This window comes from Thermodesulfitimonas autotrophica (assembly GCF_003815015.1).
GTDB classification, from domain to species: Bacteria; Bacillota; Desulfotomaculia; order Desulfotomaculales; family Ammonificaceae; genus Thermodesulfitimonas; species Thermodesulfitimonas autotrophica.
On the sequence record NZ_RKRE01000002.1, the window covers coordinates 293,114 to 309,947 of the forward strand.

The window sequence follows — 16,834 nt, forward strand, 5'->3', positions numbered from 1 at the left end:
TCGGTTTTCCCTTCAATTATAAGTCGTTGCCTCACCCCCGGGCAAGGCGTCCCGGCCAAGACCTTTAAAAGAGCCTTCTTTTCTTTTGGAACCCGCCTGCTGGCTTTACGGGGTGCTTTATGGTAAACTTTATCCTAAATTTAACCTAACCGGGGTGAAACATGACTTTTCAAGCAGGAGAGCTGGTTGCCTTTATCGACCAGGAAGGCCGGGCCTACTTGCAACGGCTCGTCCCGGGCGGGAGATTTCACTCCCACCGGGGGTACGTGGTCCACGATACGGTTATCGGCGCGGCGCCCGGCGCCGTCGTTACCTCTTCCCGCGGGGCAAAGTTTTACGTTTTCTACCCGACGCTGACCGATTTCACGATGAACATGCCGCGCATCAGCGGTATCATCTACCCCAAAGACACCGGTATCATCCTGCTCTGGGCGGATATTTTCCCCGGCGCCAAGGTCCTCATAGGAGGCGTCGGCAGCGGGGCCCTGCTCCTAGCGGTGGCGCGCCAGATAGGAGCCGGCGGCGCGATTGTTGCCTACGACGTCCGCCAGGATATGCTCGACCACGCCGCCCAGAACCTCCGGGAGTTCCTCGGCGCAACGCCGCAGCTAACCTTAAAGCGCGGCGACATTTACCAACCTATCGAAGAAGAGGGCTTCGACCGCGTGCTCCTCGACGTCCCGGAACCGTGGCGGGTTATAGAAACTCTCCAGAAGTCCCTCGCCCCGGGCGGCATCGTCTCGGCCTACGTGCCCTCGATCACCCAAGCAGACGCTTTTGTTAACGCCCTCAAGGGCACCGGCAACTACGCACTGGTAGAAACCATCGAGGTCTTGGTGCGTGACTGGCATATCGCCGGGCGCAGCGTGCGCCCGCACCACCGGATGGTGGGGCACACCGGCTTCCTCACCTTCGCCCGGAAGCTAAGCGCGCCCCAAACGCTGTCCGTCTGCCCGGAAGAGCCTCCCGGTACGGAAAGCCTGTAGCGCAGCGGGCACCCGGCGCGCTTAGCCGCTAAGACTATACTTAATAATTCTCGCAGAGCAGCTCAAAATACGCCTGCGGGTGCGCGCAGGCCGGACAGACCGCCGGCGCCTCCGGTCCTTCGTGGATGTAGCCGCAGTTGCGGCACTTCCAGCACACCGCCCCCTCGCGTTTGAAAACCTTACCCTCTTCGAGGTTGCGGCGGAGCGCTCGGAAACGCGCCTCGTGGTGCTGCTCTGCCGCCGCAATCTTCCGGAGCACAGCCGCGATCTCCGGAAAACCTTCTTCCTCCGCCACCCGCGCAAACTCGGGATACATCGCCGTCCATTCGTAGTTTTCGCCTTCGGCCGCGGCTTGGAGATTTTCCGCCGTCGTCCCGATGCCCTGCAAGAATTTCAGGATGCGCTTGGCGTGCTCCTTCTCGTTGTCCGCCGTCTCCTGGAAAACCGCCGCGATTTGCTCGTAGCCCTCTTTGCGCGCCTGACTAGCGAAATAGGTGTACTTGTTGCGCGCCTGCGATTCGCCGGCAAAAGCGGCCCAGAGGTTCTTCTCGGTCCGAGTCCCTTTCAAGTCTTTCATAACCTCATCCCCTTTCCGAAGTTAAAGCTGCCTTTCCCAACATTTTACCATAAATCTTCCTCACTCAACCTTATCTGCCGGGGATATTTTACCGGCACATGTAAAGTCCCTCCATCGATATCCGAAATAAAGAACAAGCAAGCTACTTACGGGTCAGGATGGGGGGCAAGTCTATGACCGGAAGGATCGGGGTCTACATCTGCAGTTGCGTAACGAATATTTCCGATGTCGTTGACGTGGAAGAAGTAGCGCGCTTCGCCACGCAGTTCCCAGGGGTCGCCTACGCCAAAGTCCACAGCCTGCTCTGCTCCGAAGAAGGGAAAGCCTTCCTTAGTGAGGACATCCAAAAGGAGCAACCGGACCGGATCGTGATCGCCGCCTGTTCCCCCAAAGAACACGAGCATACCTTCCGCAAGGTCCTCGCCGCAAACGGGCTCAACCCGTATCTCTTACAAATGGCGAACATCCGCGAGCAGGTAGCGTGGGTCACCGCCGACCCGGATGAGGCTACGGCGAAGGCTAAGTCATATCTCAAGGCCGCCCTACAGAGGATCCCCCTCCACGAACCGCTACCCAAACAGGAAATCGAGTGCAACCCTAACGCCCTCGTCATCGGCGCCGGCCCGGCGGGAATGGAGGCGGCGTTAATGCTTGCCCGGGCCGGACGGAAAGTTTACCTGGTAGAGAAAAACCCTTTCATCGGTGGCAAAGCAGTTCTTTACGAAGAGGTTTTCCCCAATCTCGAATGCGCCACCTGCATGTTAGAACCCAAGATGGACGAAGTGCTCCACCACGAAAACATCGAGCTCTTCACCCTAAGCGAGGTTCAGGAAGTCCTCGGGTTCATCGGTAACTTCACCGTAAAAATTAGAAAACACCCGCGCTACGTGGCCGCAGATAAATGCATCGGCTGCGGCGCCTGTTTTGAAGCGTGTCCCGTTAGCGCCAAAAACGAGTTCAACTTCGGCCTCAACAACCGCAGGGCGATTTTTACACCCTTCGCCGGAACCCTTCCCAACGTTCCGGTAATTGACCGGCAGAACTGCCTGCGGTTCAGAGGGGAAGAGTGCACCCGCTGCCAGGAGGTCTGCCCCTTTGGCGCGATTGATTATGACGACCGGGAGTTGACCGTTGAGCGGAACGTAGGGGCAATAGTTGTAGCCACCGGTTTTGACCTCTGCGACCCGACCGCCCTCCCGGCCTACGGCTACGGCAAGATCCCGGACGTCTTTACCAGCCTTGAATTTGAGCGCCTACTCGCCGCAACCGGTCCGACAGAGGGCAAAATTATCCGGCAAAACGGCAAGAAACCGAAATCCGTGGCCATCATTCACTGCGTAGGGAGCCGCAACAAAAAGGAGCACGCTTACTGCTCCGCAGTATGTTGCCTTTACGCCACAAAGTTCAATCACCTCATCAAAAAGAAACTTCCGAAAGCGAGCGTCTTTCATCTCTACACTGACTGGTGTCTCCCGGGGAAAAACAACCACACCCTCTTCGACACCTTCAAAGGCAAGACCTGCGCCCTCCGGGTTTTATCCCCGCAGACCATAAAAGTGAAGCGGGAACGTGACCAAATCGCTATCACTTACCAAGATCCGTCCGGAACCAAAAACAAACTCTTAACCGAGATGGTCGTCCTCTGCCCCGCGATGGTGGCGTCGCAAGGAACGGCCGCAATCGCCAGCGTGCTATCTCTGCCGCAAGGAAAGGGGGGGTTCCTCAGCGAGAGCCATACCAAGCTTGGGCCTGTAGCTACGACCACCGAAGGGGTGTATATCGCCGGTTGCGCCCAGGGACCGAAAAACATCGAGGAGTCCGTCGCTCAGGGTGCCGCGGCGGCGGGAGCGATCCTGGCCGCCCTCGTTCCGGGCAAGAAGCTCGAACTCGAAGCCACGACGGTAACGGTCGACCCTGAACGCTGCGGCGGCTGCGGCATCTGCATCGCCCTCTGTCCTTACGGGGCGCTCGGTTGGGATGGCGAGCGGAAGGTGGCCGCGGTTAACCAGGCCCTATGCAAAGGCTGCGGCACGTGCGCGGCGGCTTGCCCCAGCCGCGCGCTAAAGAGCAGGCACTTCACCACCGAAGAAATATATGCGGAGATCGAGGCGCTGGTTGGGTAAGGCTATACCACAAAAGACGGCAGCGCCAAAGCTCTATCTCCAAAACTTTAAAGAGGAGGAATAAGATATGGCTACCGAAACTCTCGATGCTCTGGGTCTCAAGTGCCCTCAGCCCATTCTTAAAGTCACCGCTAAGGCGGCTACGCTTAAACCAGGCGACATCCTCGAAGTCGTTGCCGATTGCCCCACCTTCGAGAAGGACATCCGCCAGTGGTGCGAAAGGATGAAGAAGCCGCTTCTCTGGATCCGGAACGAAGGCGGCGGCAAGATGCGCTGCCAGATAAAGATGTAGCGAGCGCGGGCTCGCTACAACCCGTCACCGGAAACGGCTGAGTTAAGGGAGAGCCCAAGCATGAAACTTCTACGGAAGAAAACTCAGAGTGCCCTCGAAGCAAAGGTTAAGGAACTCGAAGCCGAGGTAGCCGAGCTTAAGAAGGTTAACGAGGCGTTGCACGAAGGGTCGATGCGGGTGGCGATGGGTTTAAGCGATTATTTCGCCGTGCTCCAGCGCCTCAGCCGCGGCGACCTTACCGTTCGGGCAAACGAAAAAACAGGTGACGACCTACTCGACCAGCTCGGGGTGCTAACAAACGAAATGATCGCTTCGCTTGAAGAGCTGGCAGCTTCCGCCGCGAAAATCGCTGCCGGCGACCTGACCGTGGACATCAGGCTCCGTTCGGAGGATGACCACCTCGGTAAAGCGTTTATGGAAATGGTGCACCACCTGCGGGGGCGGGTGGTGAACGCCTCCGGTTCGGCGGATAAGGCGATCACCGTCGCCCAAAAAGGCAAAGAAGTGATGGAAAACACGCTAAGCAAAATGGCGTCGGTGCAGGCATCAATCGAGCACGCGACCAAGAGCATGCAAGGACTCGAAAAATGGTCGAGCGAAATCAGCGAAATAGCAAACGTGATGACCAAAATAGCAGACCAGACCAACCTCCTGTCGCTCAACGCGGCAATCGAAGCGGCCCGGGCCGGCGAAAGCGGGAGAGGGTTTACGATTGTAGCCGACGAGGTCCGCAAACTGGCCCAATCATCCACCACGCAGGCCCAGGAAATCTCTAAGATCGTCCAGCAGGTCCTGACCGATACCAGGAAAGCCGTTGAAGCGGTAAACCGGGGGGCCAAAGATATTGAGGAGGGAAGCTCGCTCATAAACCAGTCCCACCGGATGTTTTTCGAGATTACCAGGGCGGTAGAAAACATCTTCAGGGAGCTGAATACTTAGGGGTCGCATTGTATAACTGTTCCGCCCTGATGGAAAAATAAGCTCGGTAATCTGGAGAGAAGGGGGCTTTTTGTGGCGACCATCGCCGTCATTGGCGCCGGTTCGGTTGGGGCCACCACTGCCTACGCCATCATCGCGAGCAACATAGTGGAAGAAATTGTCCTCATCGATATCAACCGCCCGCGGGCCGAAGGGGAAGCGCTTGACCTCGGCGACAGCACCGCCTTTACGACCCCCACCCGCGTTTTCGCCGGTGACTACGCCGACTGCCAAAACGCCGATCTGGTCATCTTCGCTGCCGGCGCGGGTCAGCGCCCCGGGGAAAGCCGCCTCGCCTTGGCGGAGAAGAACCACGCGGTCCTGCGCGACGTTCTCGCGCAGCTGATGCCCTACTGGCGGGGCGGGCTGCTCTTAATCGTCTCGAACCCGGTTGATCTCCTCACTTACGCCGCCGTAAAAATCACCGGGCTTGAGCCCTCCCGGGTTCTTGGCAGCGGTACAATCCTCGACAGCGCCCGTTTCCGGTATGCTTTGAGCACCTACACGGGGGTAGACGCCCGCAACATTCACGCCTACGTAATCGGTGAGCACGGCGATAGCGCGGTGCCGCTCTGGTCCCGCGTGCGCGTTGCGGGAATTCCTCTCGACGAATTTTGCCACCAAAAAGGAATCGCGCCCCCCGACCGGGAAGTGGTAACGACGGCCGTTCGCCAAGCCGCCTACCGGATTATTGAGCGAAAAGGCGCGACTTATTACGCGATCGGACTGGGAATCCGGCGGATCTGCGAGGCGATCCTGAAAGACCAGAAGAGCGTCCTAACCGTCTCTGGCCTGCTTGCTGGCCAATACGGGTTTAACGACCTGAGTTTTAGCTTGCCCACGGTGGTAGGGAAAAACGGTAGGGGTATCGCCCTTGAGCTGCCGCTTGTAGCGGAAGAACTCGCGGCACTCCGCCACTCTGCTGCCATCCTGAAAGCGGCCCAGGAGCGCCTCGGCTACCGGTAGGCCTATAGATTAAGTCGGAAAACGTTACCTTTGCGCTTTTGCCTGCGGTTCGGTCAGTCCCCTGCCCCAGCCACGTAATATTCCAGAAAGTTGAGGAGCTCCTCCGCTAACTTGCCCTGGTGGTAAAAACCAATACCCGCGGTCACGGCGAGGGGGAAAAAGGCAAGCCAGCCAACGGCTCCGGCCGCCGCCTTATCCAGCCACTTGCCCGCCCCGGTTTCCACCTCTACCCCACCCTCCTGTTGTTTAAGCCGCACCGTCAAAGCGTAAGACATCCCCGCCACTTTCGCCAGCGTTCCTCCCTTTTTCGCCTGCACCAGGAAAGTTGAACCGTCGGCTAAGCACTGGGTTTCAAAATCGCGGCGGCGGAACCAGAGGACAATCGCGCGGCTGAGCTCCGCGGCGGTGATTTTTGTCCGGTAGATACGCAGCGCCAAAGGCCTTCCCTCCGCCTAAAGTATCAGCATCGCGTCCCCGAAACTGCAAAAACGGTAGCGCAGGCGGACCGCTTCCCGGTAAGCCCGCAGAATCTTCTCGCGTCCGGCAAAGGCCGCCACCAGCATCAACAGCGTGGAGCGCGGGAGGTGAAAGTTAGTGATGAGGGCATCAACTACTTTGAACCGGTAGCCCGGATAGATGAAAAGATCCGTCATCCCGGCTCCTGCCCTCACCCTGCTACCTTCACCCGCAACCGTCTCGAGGCAGCGCACAACCGTGGTGCCCACAGCAATAACGCGGCGTCCTTCCGCCTTCGCCTGGTTTACAGCCGTTGCCGTCGCCTCCGGCACAAAGTATTCCTCCCGGTGCATCCGGTGGGCCGCAATGTTCTCTTCCCGCACCGGCCGGAAGGTATCAAGCCCGATGTGGAGCACCACCGGCACCACCCCAACCCCCATTGCCCGAAGCGTCGCGAGCAGCTCCGGGGTGAAGTGAAAACCTGCCGTCGGCGCCGCAGCGGAACCAGCCTCCCGGGCGTAAACCGTCTGGTAACGTTCGGGAGCCGAAAGCTTCTGCTTGATGTACGGCGGGAGCGGCACCTCCCCGACCCGCCGCAATACCTCCTCGAAGGAGCCCGCGTAGTGAAAACGAATGAAGCGCCCACCCGTCTCGGTGCGCGCAACCACTTCGCCGGTAAGCCACCCACCGCCGAAAACAAGCCGGGTCCCCGGAGGCACCCGCCGTCCGGGCCGCACCAGCGCCTCCCACAGGTCCTGCCCCACCGCACGAAGAAGCAGCACCTCCACCCTGCCCCCCGTCTCTTTTACCCCGTGAAGCCGCACGGGCAGCACCTTCGTCTCGTTTACCACCAAGAGGTCCCCGGGAACAAGATACGCCACGATTTCCCGGAAAACCCGGTGCTCAAAGTCCTCCCGGTCCCGGTGGACTACCAACAGGCGGGATGCGTCCCGCTGGGGCAGCGGCTCCTGCGCAATGAGTTCGGGCGGTAGTTCGTAATCAAAATCGCTCGGTTTAAGCAAAGTCTTCGGACCCGCTTCCCTCCCACGGGAAAGGTGCTTCCATCTCCCCGCGCAAAATTTCGCCTATTCGCGCCGCGTCTATGTCCTGGTGCGCAGCCCGCTGGGCCAAAAACCACCAGGCGGCTTTCAGGCTCCTCTCCCAGAAGAGCGCGTCGGAAACTGCCGGGCCAACCCCGCACCGCTCGCGCCAGCCGTCAGGGTCGTAGAGCAGGCGCAAAACGGTCCAGGCTCCTGTTTCATCAAGCCATGCCGACCAGGCGAGCCTCTCCTTCGCCTCCCGGAGAAAGCGCAGGAACTGCTCCGTCTGCGCCATATCCTCCGGCGCGACCCCTTCCCGGGCCAGCCACTCTGCGGGCCGGTAGCGCGGCGCTTTCGGGTCAAAACCTTGACAAGACGCGGCGTGCATGAGCAGGTAGCCCCGCTCGAGTCGCCCATCATCCCCGATCTCCACAATCTCCCCCACAGGAAAGGCGCGGCAGACCCGCGGCCGGCAGCGGTAAATCAGGCACCGGCCATCCCCGGACAGGAAAGGGCAGCGCCCCCGCCGTACAAGGCAGACTACGGGTAAGGGGTGTTTCTCGCCCCTGTAAAACGTGCAGACCTTGAGGAGCTCGCCGGTAGCGACCCCAACCCCCCGCGCGATCCGCAAGAGGTCCCAGGGGTCAACCCGGATTGTGGTCGCGGCGCAACACCGCCCCCAGCATTCGGGCTTGCAGGTGAAAGGGAAAGTGTCACCGGGGGCAAGAAGCTGGTATTTTCCTGAACCCGCCAATTTGGGGCCACCACCTCGCATCTTACTTGCCAAAAGCTTATAACACTGAGCCCGGACGGTCAAGCGCTCCGCACACGCCACCCCAGACCGCACAATTACTTGCCGGCCCCTGATCTGACTTTCCACTACCACTAATTCGGCACCACCGGAGCCAACCCCTTACGCAGTTAGCAATCATAACCGGGGTCACTACTCGGGGACCTGATTTTTCGGGATTTACGGGTCATCGCCGCCTCTTTTTCTCCCCCGGTGCCGTTCGGGAGGCAGGTGCACTGAGGTTGCAAAGGAGCTTTTCTGGGCCCGTAGCAACTTTTCTATACAGGCAAAGAAACGATCGAGGTCGAGGTCTTCCGGCAGCAGGTTTTCCGCTGGGAGTTCATCTGTGGCAACCTGCCGTAGTTTTTCCGGAGGGGAGGCGGCAACAGCCACAATAATCCGGGTCAGAATCCTCAGGAACTCCTCGCGGGCGGCAGCCAGATCCGACCAATCCGGAGGGCCTTCGCCCTCCCCGGAGAGCAGCCACTCCGGGGTCACCCGCAAGAGGCAGCACAGCTTCGGGATCGCCGGGAGCTCAAGCTGGCGGCCTTCGAGCATTGCTTTTACTTCAGCCTCAGATACCCCGAGGGAGCGCGCAACCTCTGTTTCGGTGAGGCCGACCCAGACCATCGCCCTCCCAATTCGCCCTCCGATAGCCGCGAACGGGGCCTCCGGTTCTACCTCGTTCTCTTCGTCGGCCAGAAACCATTCCATGGGCCGGCCACACAACCGGGCTAGGCGGTAAAGAATCCTGGCCTCCGGAATCCGCCCGGAGACATAGTTTGACATCGCCTGTTCCGTAACCCCGACGGTTCTTGCGGCTTCCTTCTGGGTCAGCCCGGCTTCTTTCAAGGCCTGTTTAAGTCTCCGGCCAAAGGAAGGCATCTTCTTCTCTCCACGTAGTGATTAAATTTTCCGATAAGTTAAACTCCTGTTTACATTCTTGCTCAAAATCAACTTTAAGATTAAACTCTTATTTAGCACAAGCCGATACAGTTATTGGAGTCATAAACAGATGTTTCATTGTTGTGGCCTTCGCGATTTTACGCCAAAATTCGGTGTCCCAAAACACCTCGTCGAAGGTATTTTACCACACATCTGACACCGGCAGGTGAGTGGCCTGGGAGGGGATTCCCATGATTAAACAGCTTCTCCGAATATCCCAACGAGGGGAATCAAAAGAAGGCGACAAAGTTGTGGCCGCGCTGTACTTCTTCACACCTTTATTTGTTTCCCGCCTCAAGCCCTACTCGTTCGGCCGCCTGTTGTTGCTTTCTCCTTATTGGTACGGCGCTTTCACCGTCGTCCTTTTCGCATCCGTTGTTCTGTTAGATAGTATGGCGGCGAATCCGGAATACCATTATGTGGTTCACTTCCTTTATTATCTGCCCGTGTCCGCCGCAGCGCTCGGCCACCCGCTCTTCGGACTCGCCGTAGGGCTATTCGCAGCCCTGGTCGAAACTGCAGGCCATTACCACCTGAGCCCGGCAGGAGTAATCCATTTTGCCGTCGGTGCGGTTACATATGGCGGTCTGGTGGGTCTACTTCACTTTCTCCAGGCACGGATAGAGTTTAGCGCGGTAATTTTCAACGGCTTCGTAAGCGCGTTCAGCCGCCTCCTTCACGAGCGCGACGCCTACACCGCGCACCACTCGGTCACGGCTGCTCAGTTAGCTCTTCGTACAACCGAGGAACTTCGTCTAACACCGCAACAGCAGGCGGAAGCCTATCTTGCAGGGCTGCTGCACGACATGGGAAAGGTAGCCATACCGGACGCTATTCTCTTCAAGCCCCAGAGGTTAAGTCGCGAAGAATGGACGCTGGTCAAGCAGCACCCGGTGGTAGGAGCCACCCTCCTGGCGCAGATTCCCGGACTGGAAGGAGTGGCCACGGCGATACGGCACCACCACGAACGCTGGGACGGCACCGGGTATCCGGACGGGCTCAAGGGGGAAGCGATTCCCATCACCGCCCGGATCGTCTGTGTTACCGACGCCTTCGAAGCGATGCTCTCGCACCGTCCGTACAGGCGAGGACTTTCGTTGCCGGAAGCAGTGGCAGAGCTTGAGCGGTGTGCAGGTAGCCAGTTTGACCCGCAGGTGGTAACGGCGGTTACAAGAGTCGTACAGGCGCCGGATATTGCGTCGCAGCTGAAGCTCATAGAGCAGCAAAATAGATAGGAGCGCACCGTCGCAGAAAATTCCCGGTCACCGGCAATACCGGGCAGTTCGAGGGGAGACGACCCGTTGCGGCTTCTTTTGATCGACGACGACACCCTTATTTTCGAGAGCCTGCAGGCAGCGCTTGCGCCTGCAGGCTACCCCTGCGACTGGTACACCGACCCCGCGCAAGCAGTTAAGCCATATCGGCCCGGGCAATACGACGTCCTGCTCACCGATATGCCCCAGATGAGCGGGACCGACGTTTTGCGGCAGGTGCGGTCGAGATATTGAACAGATAGAACATAGGCCGATACCGTCCCCGAAGTGGTGTGCCGCCGTTTACGCTTCAGCGCAGCCGGCGCACAGTCCAAACGGCGGCAGCAAGGCAAACCGCCACGTAACCAGCGAGAACAGCGAGGGAGACGAGCGGTAGCCCCTTGCCCGCCGCTAACGCGCGCAGGGCGTAGCTGGTGTGGGTCAGAGGCAGGCAGTAGATGAGGTCGGCCACGACCCGGGGCAGGTTCTCCGCCCGGAAGAAGGTGCCGCAAAGGAAGGCCATCGGCAGGATGACGAAGGTACTGAAGTTGGACATATCCTCGTGGGAAGGCACCGTCATCGCCGCCACTACTCCGAGGGCGGCGAAGAGAAAACAGGTAAGAAAGATAACGGTAAAAAATCCCAAACCCGCTGCCGGCCGGGCGCCGAAAAGGAAACCGAGGACCAGGATAATGAGCGCCGCCACCAGCCCCCGGACCGTGCCTGCCAGTACCTTACCCAAAACGAAGGAGAAACTGCTGACCGGGGCCAGGAGGTACTCCTCCAAGGTCTTATGGTAGAGGCGGCTCATATTGAGCGAAACCCCCACGGCGTTAAAGCTCACCGTCATCGCGCTGAGCGCAATGATGCCGGGAACGACAAAATCGAGGTAGGAACCGCCGTTTACGGTAATGTTTCGCCCGAGACCCCAGCCGAAAGCGACGAGGTACAGAAAAGGGCTTATCAGGCGCGTGGCGGTGAACTTCCAGAAGCTCCGCCGAAAGGCAAGCATTTCCCGCCAGAAGACGGTGTAGAAATCCAACATCAGTCCCGCACCTTCCTTCCGGTCAACTTCACAAATACGTCTTCCAGGGTCGCCTCCCGGATGGTGACCGCTTCGCTTAAACTGCCGGCGTAGCCGACCGCCTCCTCCCGGGTGCCGAAGAAGGCGTAGGTGGCGCCCGCGCCGTCGAATCCTTCTACCACGAAGCGGCCCACCTGCTCTTTCAGCGCCGCCGGCGTGCCTATCGCGATCAGCCGCCCCCGGTCCATAATCCCGACCCGGTGGCAGAGCGCTTCCGCCTCCTCGATGTAGTGGGTGGTGAGGAGTACCGTGACGCCCTCCCGGTTCATCCGCCGCACTAAGTCCCACATCCGCCGCCTGGTCTGGGGGTCAAGTCCCACCGTCGGTTCGTCCAGGAAGAGCACCTGGGGCCGGTGCAAAAGCGCCCGCGCGATCATCAGCCGCCGCTTCATCCCGCCGGAGAAACGGTTCACGAACTCATCAGCCCGGTCGGCGAGCTCCACAAAAGATAGGAGCTCCTCGATCCGCCGCTGCCGCTCCGCCCGCGGAATTTTGTACAGGCGCCCGTGCAGCTCCAAGTTTTCCCGGGCGGTAAGCTCCTGATCTAAGTTCATGTGCTGCGGCACCACGCCGATCGCGTGGCGCACCCGCGCCAGGTCTCGCTGCACCTCGTACCCAGCGATATAGGCCTCGCCGGCGGTTGGCCGGGTGAGCATCGTTAGCATCCGGACGGTGGTGGTCTTCCCGGCCCCGTTAGGGCCGAGCAGACCGAAGATCTCACCCTTTTCGATCCGGAGAGAAAGCTGGTCCACCGCCCGGAGGCTTCCGAAGTCTTTGGTTAATCCGTTGATTTCGATCAAATTGTGACCTCCCCGTAATAAGGGATTAAGAAACGCCTGGGGAAGTGTCGCCCGGGCTTTCTTACTTCTTCTGCAGCCGGGCAATCTCTTCCTGCCGACCACTCCCAAACCGAAATAATAAAAGGACCACCAGAGACAACCTTTCGGCAACCTCCGTGGTCCCCTTTAACTCTTCCGCGTGCAGGAAACAGAAGTACTGTGCGGCGCAGTTTCAGAAAGCTTAAGTTCCCTAGTGCCGCAGACGGGCTCCGGCCCGTCTTTTTAACCGAAGTATAAGCCGGTGACCCGCTACCCGTCAACACTGGCGCGCCCGAGCGGCAAATTTGCGGCTACGGCAGGTTGGTTTGCGCCGCTAACGGCAAATAATCTGCACCCCCACTATCCCTATGCAAGCGCCCGCGCCGCGTCACTAACGCAACTTCTGGACACCGCTTAAGGAACTTTAAAAACCTTTGAAGCGCAATCTGCCGGCTAAAATTGACCCCCTTAAAGACCCGTGCTACAATGTTCTCCATAAAGAAAAATCTTCCCTACGGCAGGGAAACCTTACCGCTGCGAACGGCGGAAACCCGCTATAAGCCTTAATTTCCTTGAAAAAGGGGGCGCGGTAAGGATGCTGGTGACTAACCTCGGTTACCCCCGCATCGGGCGGCAACGGGAACTGAAGCGTCTGCTCGAATCTTACTGGGAGGGAAGATGCAGCACCGCAGAGCTAATAGATGGCGCCCAAGCGACAGAGGAAGCCAACTGGCGCCGGCAATTAAAACTCGGCATTGAGCTTTTGCCGGTGGGGGATTTCTCCCTCTACGACCACGTGCTCGATACGGCCGTGATGTTTGGTCTCATCCCGGCACGCTTTAAGCCCCTATCACAAAACGGCGGCCTCGACCTTTACTTCGCGCTGGCCCGCGGTACGGAAGATGCGCCGGCGCTGGCAATGCGGAAGTGGTTCGATACCAACTACCACTACTTGGTGCCGGAGTGGGACCCGGAAACGCAGCCGGTGCTCTCCCGGAATCTGCCGCTGGACGCCTTCCGTCGGGCGCAGCGGCGGCTCGGTACCGCCGGTAAACCGGTCGTCTTAGGGCCCTTCACCTTCGTTAAACTCTCCCGCGTGACTAACTGGCAGCGGGCGCTTGAGGCGATGGTCCCTCCCTACGCCCAGATGCTGCAAGAGATGGAAGCGGCGGGGGTGGAGTGGGTCCAGGTAGACGAGCCGGCACTCGTTTGCGACGTAACCGCGGCCGAGTTAAAGGCGTTAACCGCTACTTATACGGAGCTCGCCCGGCCCCTCAAAAACCTAAAGCTCATACTGCAAACCTACTTTGGAAGCGCCAACTGGTTCTCCCACTTGATCACCCTACCGGTGGCCGGCATCGGCCTCGATTTCGTCCGGGGGCGCCGGGGAAACTTGGCCAATCTCGAACATTACGGTTTTCCGCCCGGCAAGGTGCTCGGCGCCGGGATTGTAGACGGGCGAAATGTCTGGCGGACGAACATAGAAGAGGCCTTACGCCTTCTCGAAAAGCTACAATCCTTCGTTCCGCGCGAAAGGCTCTGGCTGCAGCCCTCCTGCAGCCTCCTGCACCTGCCGCTCAGCACCGCCGGGGAGGATTCCCTCCCCCCGGCCCTCCGGGAAGCGCTTGCCTTTGCCGATGAGCGGCTCGCGGAGCTTAGACTTCTTAAACGCGCCCTGGCTGAAGGAACCGGCGTCGTAGCCGCAGAAATCAGCGCCGCTAACCGCGCCCTGCGGGCCCTGGAAACGATGGATCACCGGCGTATCCCGGCCGTCCGGGCACGCGTGGCGGCGCTCAAAGAAGAGGATTTCTCGCGCCCCACGCCGTTTTCCGAGCGCAAGGAGTTGCAGAAGCGCCGCCTTGGCCTCCCGCCACTGCCCACTACCACCATCGGCAGCTTTCCCCAGACTCCCGACCTGCGCGCGGCGCGAGCGCGTTTCCGGCGCGGTGAACTGGGCCGCCAGGAATACCAAGCCCTCATCCGGGAGAAAATCGCGGCCTGGATTCGCCTTCAGGAGCGCTTGGGGCTCGACCTTCTTGTCCACGGCGAATTCGAGCGGAGCGATATGGTGGAGTACTTTGCTGCCCGGCTCCCCGGCTTCGCCCTCACCACTAACGGCTGGGTGCAATCTTACGGCTCCCGCTGCGTCAAACCGCCCATCCTTTACGGCGATGTCTGGCGGAGCCAGCCTTTGACGGTTGCCGAAACGACCTACGCCCAATCACTGACCAGCAAACCGGTCAAGGCGATCCTCACCGGCCCCGTGACCTTTCTAAAATGGTCCTTTGTGCGGGAAGACCTCAGCGAACAGGAGGTCGCCTACCAGTTAGCGCTCGTTATCCGGGACGAGATCCGCGACCTCGAAAGGGAAGGGATTGCCGCCATCCAGATCGACGAGCCCGCCTTCCGTGAAGGGCTGCCGCTGCGGGCCAGGGACCGTGAACGTTACCTCTACTGGGCGGTAACCGCTTTCCGGCTCGCCACCGCCGGTGCCGGCCCCGAAACGCAGATCCATACCCATATGTGTTACAGCGAGTTCGGCGACATAATCCACGCCATTGAAGGTCTTGACGCCGACGTTATCTCCCTCGAAGCCGCCCGCAGCGGCGCCGGCGTGCTTGCCGCCTTCCGCGAAGCGGGTTACCGGCGGGACATTGGTCTCGGCGTCTTTGATGTCCACAGCCCCCACCCCCCGGAAGAGGAAGCGATGGCGCGCCTCCTCCGGGAGGCGCTCCGGGTCTTTGCCGCCGAACAGCTCTGGGTCAACCCCGACTGCGGCTTGAAAACGCGGCGGGAGGAGGAGGCGGTAACAGCGCTGGAGCGGATGGTGGCCGTCGCCCGGCGGCTGCGCGCCGCGCTCGCCCCAGAACGGCACGGAAAACAAAACGGTCCGTCTAAAGGTGCAATAGGCTCTTGAGGAGCAGGTTTTTTAACAGCCGTCTTCTTCCCCGGCGTTACCTTCGCGTCCTGCCTCCGCAGCCCCAGCGGGTCGGTGAAGTTCACCGGGTTGTTCTCGACGTAGCTGTAGCCGTTCTGGCTCAGCGGCATGCTCAAGAGGCCGGGGAAGGGGTCCTTAGAGACAAACCGCCCGACTTCCGGGTCGTAGTACCTTGCCCGCAGGTACACAAAGCCGGTCTCGCGGTCGTGCTGCTCCCCGGTGAAGCCGTAGGGGTTGTAGAGCACGTTGGCGTTCGCGCCGGGGAGCTTCCCGCCCGTCAGCGGCAGGCCGAAGGGGTCGTAGTCGTATTTCGCCCGCTGGTTTCCGGCGGGGGTGACAAGCTGCCGCACGCTGCCGAGGCCGTCGTGCAGGTAGTAGAGCGGCTCCTGGGAAGCGGGTCTTGTGTTGTCAAGGTGCGCGACGCTCAGGAGATCAAGGCCGTAGCTGTAGGCCGCCAGGTAGTTGCCTTCACCGTCGGCAGTGAGCAGCACTTCGGGCGCGTCCAGGCTCACGTCGTTGACGTAGCGGGTGACTTCCGCCTCAGGCGGCAGGAGGCCCGGTTCGAGTTTCCCGTTCTTGTACCAGCCTAAGTGCTTGCCCTTCAACCAGCCTAAGTGCTTCCCTCGGTCGGTGTGCTCCTTGTCGCGGCCGCAGCCGTGGCCGCCGCCGGAATTACCGCCGGCGTTGCCGCCACCTTGGCCCTGGCCGTTGCCGCCGGCGTTGCTGTGGGCGGGCGGCCCGCCCCCCTTCGCTTCGGCCAGCGGCACCGGGGCCGGGAAGAAGACCCCGCCGTTCGCGGCCAGCTTCTGCGGCCCGCGCTCCTGGTTCTCCCTTCTACCCTTAGCGGCCTTTTCCTGCTTTCCTTTCGCCCGCTTCTTCACCGCCGGGTTGGCGGTGACTTTCAGCAGCCGGTTGCCGTCCCCGTCGTAGCCGTAAAGCGCCCAGGCGCCGTTTTTCTTTTGCACCTCGGTCAGCCGCCCCGCCGGGTCGTAGCCGTAGGCGGTGAAAAGCTCCCCGTCCTTGTACGCCGCGACCAGGTTGCCCGCCGCGTCGTAGTCGTAGGCGAAGGCGGCATCGGGCAGGGTCCGGCCAATTAACTGGTTGGCCGCGTCGTAGCGGTAGGTGACGGTGCGGGTCTCGTCTTTTGAGACCCGCGTTTCCGCGACCCGGTTGCCCAGGGCGTCGTAGGTGTAGGTCCAGCTTTCCCCGTCGGAAGCAGTAGCCTCAATAAGCTGGCCGCACGGGTCGTAGCGGTAGCGGACCGTCTTTTCGTCGTCGTTAATTTAAAGTCTAAGTTATTTCTGTCATTTTGCTTTTTTCTTGAAAAACTCTTCCCTGTAGTTAATATAAACTAAATACTGTTGCCGGATAAAATAATGGGTGATAAGAAAATTGCTTGGCAAATAATAAGCATAGAAATACAGGTTTGGCCAATTTTGTATAGCAGTCCCGCTAGCTTGTTCAATCAAAATCGTAATTATTATGAAAATAAAAGCCCCAAAATACATTTCGATGAGCTGCCTAATGGCTAACCGTTTTTCTCTCATCAAAATGTAATTTATAGTTAACAAGAGTCCAGGAGCGAAAA

Annotated in this window: 15 protein-coding genes and 2 pseudogenes; 9 read left to right on the forward strand and 8 right to left on the reverse strand. The window is 59.8% G+C overall.

Annotation, left to right across the window (positions count from 1 at the left end; translation table 11 throughout):
• Positions 1-161 precede the first annotated feature (161 nt).
• A complete protein-coding gene (locus EDD75_RS05235) occupies positions 162-986 on the forward strand; it encodes a tRNA (adenine-N1)-methyltransferase (protein ID WP_123929127.1) in 825 nt (274 codons plus the stop codon).
• A gap of 40 nt (positions 987-1,026) precedes the next feature.
• Here the strand turns inward: EDD75_RS05235 and rbr are convergent, their stop codons facing one another.
• A complete protein-coding gene (rbr, locus tag EDD75_RS05240; protein ID WP_123929130.1) occupies positions 1,027-1,563 on the reverse strand; it encodes a rubrerythrin in 537 nt (178 codons plus the stop codon).
• 173 nt (positions 1,564-1,736) lie between these two features.
• Here rbr and EDD75_RS05245 point away from each other — a divergent pair, with 173 nt between their 5' ends.
• The 5 genes and pseudogenes from EDD75_RS05245 (at position 1,737) to EDD75_RS05260 (ending at position 5,922) form a co-directional block, all read left to right on the forward strand.
• Positions 1,737-3,686, forward strand: a complete 1,950-nt coding sequence (locus EDD75_RS05245) for a CoB--CoM heterodisulfide reductase iron-sulfur subunit A family protein (protein ID WP_170157726.1) — start codon at positions 1,737-1,739, stop codon at positions 3,684-3,686.
• 67 nt (positions 3,687-3,753) lie between these two features.
• On the forward strand, positions 3,754-3,978 hold the full coding sequence (locus EDD75_RS05250; RefSeq protein ID WP_123929136.1) for a sulfurtransferase TusA family protein: 225 nt from the start codon (positions 3,754-3,756) through the stop codon (positions 3,976-3,978).
• 303 nt (positions 3,979-4,281) lie between these two features.
• Positions 4,282-4,404 (forward strand): annotated as a pseudogene (locus EDD75_RS11570) (hypothetical protein); the annotation flags it as partial.
• A complete protein-coding gene (locus EDD75_RS11575; RefSeq protein WP_425451658.1) occupies positions 4,399-4,917 on the forward strand; it encodes a methyl-accepting chemotaxis protein in 519 nt (172 codons plus the stop codon). The pseudogene EDD75_RS11570 and the gene EDD75_RS11575, both read left to right, overlap by 6 nt.
• Before the next feature lie 72 nt (positions 4,918-4,989).
• Positions 4,990-5,922, forward strand: a complete 933-nt coding sequence (locus tag EDD75_RS05260; RefSeq protein ID WP_123929143.1) for an L-lactate dehydrogenase — start codon at positions 4,990-4,992, stop codon at positions 5,920-5,922.
• A gap of 53 nt (positions 5,923-5,975) precedes the next feature.
• Here EDD75_RS05260 and EDD75_RS05265 read toward each other — a convergent pair whose 3' ends face one another.
• The 4 genes from EDD75_RS05265 to EDD75_RS05280 all read right to left on the reverse strand — a co-directional run bounded on the left by EDD75_RS05265 (position 5,976) and on the right by EDD75_RS05280 (position 9,093).
• Complete coding sequence (locus EDD75_RS05265) at positions 5,976-6,359, reverse strand: hypothetical protein (protein WP_123929146.1); 384 nt, start codon at positions 6,357-6,359, stop codon at positions 5,976-5,978.
• 15 nt (positions 6,360-6,374) lie between these two features.
• A complete protein-coding gene (gene queA / locus EDD75_RS05270; protein ID WP_123929149.1) occupies positions 6,375-7,400 on the reverse strand; it encodes a tRNA preQ1(34) S-adenosylmethionine ribosyltransferase-isomerase QueA in 1,026 nt (341 codons plus the stop codon).
• Positions 7,393-8,172, reverse strand: a complete 780-nt coding sequence (locus tag EDD75_RS05275; protein ID WP_170157727.1) for a YkgJ family cysteine cluster protein — start codon at positions 8,170-8,172, stop codon at positions 7,393-7,395. The genes queA and EDD75_RS05275 overlap by 8 nt, the downstream gene beginning before the upstream one ends.
• Before the next feature lie 216 nt (positions 8,173-8,388).
• Positions 8,389-9,093, reverse strand: coding sequence for a helix-turn-helix domain-containing protein (locus EDD75_RS05280; RefSeq protein WP_123929155.1), 705 nt, complete (start codon positions 9,091-9,093; stop codon positions 8,389-8,391).
• 311 nt (positions 9,094-9,404) lie between these two features.
• On the opposite strand from EDD75_RS05280, the gene EDD75_RS05285 reads away from it, so the two are divergent.
• Together EDD75_RS05285 and EDD75_RS05290 are read left to right on the forward strand one after the other, a co-directional pair.
• On the forward strand, positions 9,405-10,388 hold the full coding sequence (locus tag EDD75_RS05285) for an HD-GYP domain-containing protein (protein ID WP_170157728.1): 984 nt from the start codon (positions 9,405-9,407) through the stop codon (positions 10,386-10,388).
• 66 nt (positions 10,389-10,454) lie between these two features.
• Positions 10,455-10,661: a response regulator gene (locus tag EDD75_RS05290; protein WP_170157729.1), complete on the forward strand. Its 207-nt coding sequence runs from the start codon at positions 10,455-10,457 to the stop codon at positions 10,659-10,661.
• A gap of 55 nt (positions 10,662-10,716) precedes the next feature.
• On the opposite strand, the gene EDD75_RS05295 is transcribed toward EDD75_RS05290, so the two are convergent.
• Together EDD75_RS05295 and EDD75_RS05300 are read right to left on the reverse strand one after the other, a co-directional pair.
• Positions 10,717-11,451 (reverse strand): ABC transporter permease, encoded by a 735-nt coding sequence (locus EDD75_RS05295; RefSeq protein ID WP_245963079.1) that lies wholly within the window; start codon positions 11,449-11,451, stop codon positions 10,717-10,719.
• Complete coding sequence (locus tag EDD75_RS05300; RefSeq protein ID WP_123929164.1) at positions 11,451-12,290, reverse strand: ABC transporter ATP-binding protein; 840 nt, start codon at positions 12,288-12,290, stop codon at positions 11,451-11,453. Before EDD75_RS05300 ends, EDD75_RS05295 begins: the two co-directional genes overlap by 1 nt.
• A 613-nt stretch (positions 12,291-12,903) precedes the next feature.
• Between EDD75_RS05300 and metE the strand changes: the two genes are divergently transcribed.
• A complete protein-coding gene (metE, locus tag EDD75_RS05305) occupies positions 12,904-15,225 on the forward strand; it encodes a 5-methyltetrahydropteroyltriglutamate--homocysteine S-methyltransferase (protein WP_123929167.1) in 2,322 nt (773 codons plus the stop codon).
• Between the two features lie 71 nt (positions 15,226-15,296).
• Here metE and EDD75_RS11495 read toward each other — a convergent pair.
• Positions 15,297-16,529: pseudogene (locus EDD75_RS11495) on the reverse strand (RHS repeat-associated core domain-containing protein); the annotation flags it as partial.
• Positions 16,530-16,834 lie beyond the last annotated feature (305 nt).

Excerpts from the sequence above, each read along its gene's own strand:
- EDD75_RS05235 (WP_123929127.1), top strand. The coding sequence starts at position 162 with ATGACTTTTCAAGCAGGAGAGCTGGTTGCCTTTATCGACCAGGAAGGC.
- rbr (WP_123929130.1), bottom strand. The coding sequence starts at position 1,563 with ATGAAAGACTTGAAAGGGACTCGGACCGAGAAGAACCTCTGGGCCGCT.
- EDD75_RS05245 (WP_170157726.1), top strand. The coding sequence starts at position 1,737 with ATGACCGGAAGGATCGGGGTCTACATCTGCAGTTGCGTAACGAATATT.
- EDD75_RS05250 (WP_123929136.1), top strand. The coding sequence starts at position 3,754 with ATGGCTACCGAAACTCTCGATGCTCTGGGTCTCAAGTGCCCTCAGCCC.
- EDD75_RS11575 (WP_425451658.1), top strand. The coding sequence starts at position 4,399 with ATGGTGCACCACCTGCGGGGGCGGGTGGTGAACGCCTCCGGTTCGGCG.
- EDD75_RS05280 (WP_123929155.1), bottom strand. The coding sequence starts at position 9,093 with ATGCCTTCCTTTGGCCGGAGACTTAAACAGGCCTTGAAAGAAGCCGGG.
- EDD75_RS05295 (WP_245963079.1), bottom strand. The coding sequence starts at position 11,451 with ATGTTGGATTTCTACACCGTCTTCTGGCGGGAAATGCTTGCCTTTCGG.
- metE (WP_123929167.1), top strand. The coding sequence starts at position 12,904 with ATGCTGGTGACTAACCTCGGTTACCCCCGCATCGGGCGGCAACGGGAA.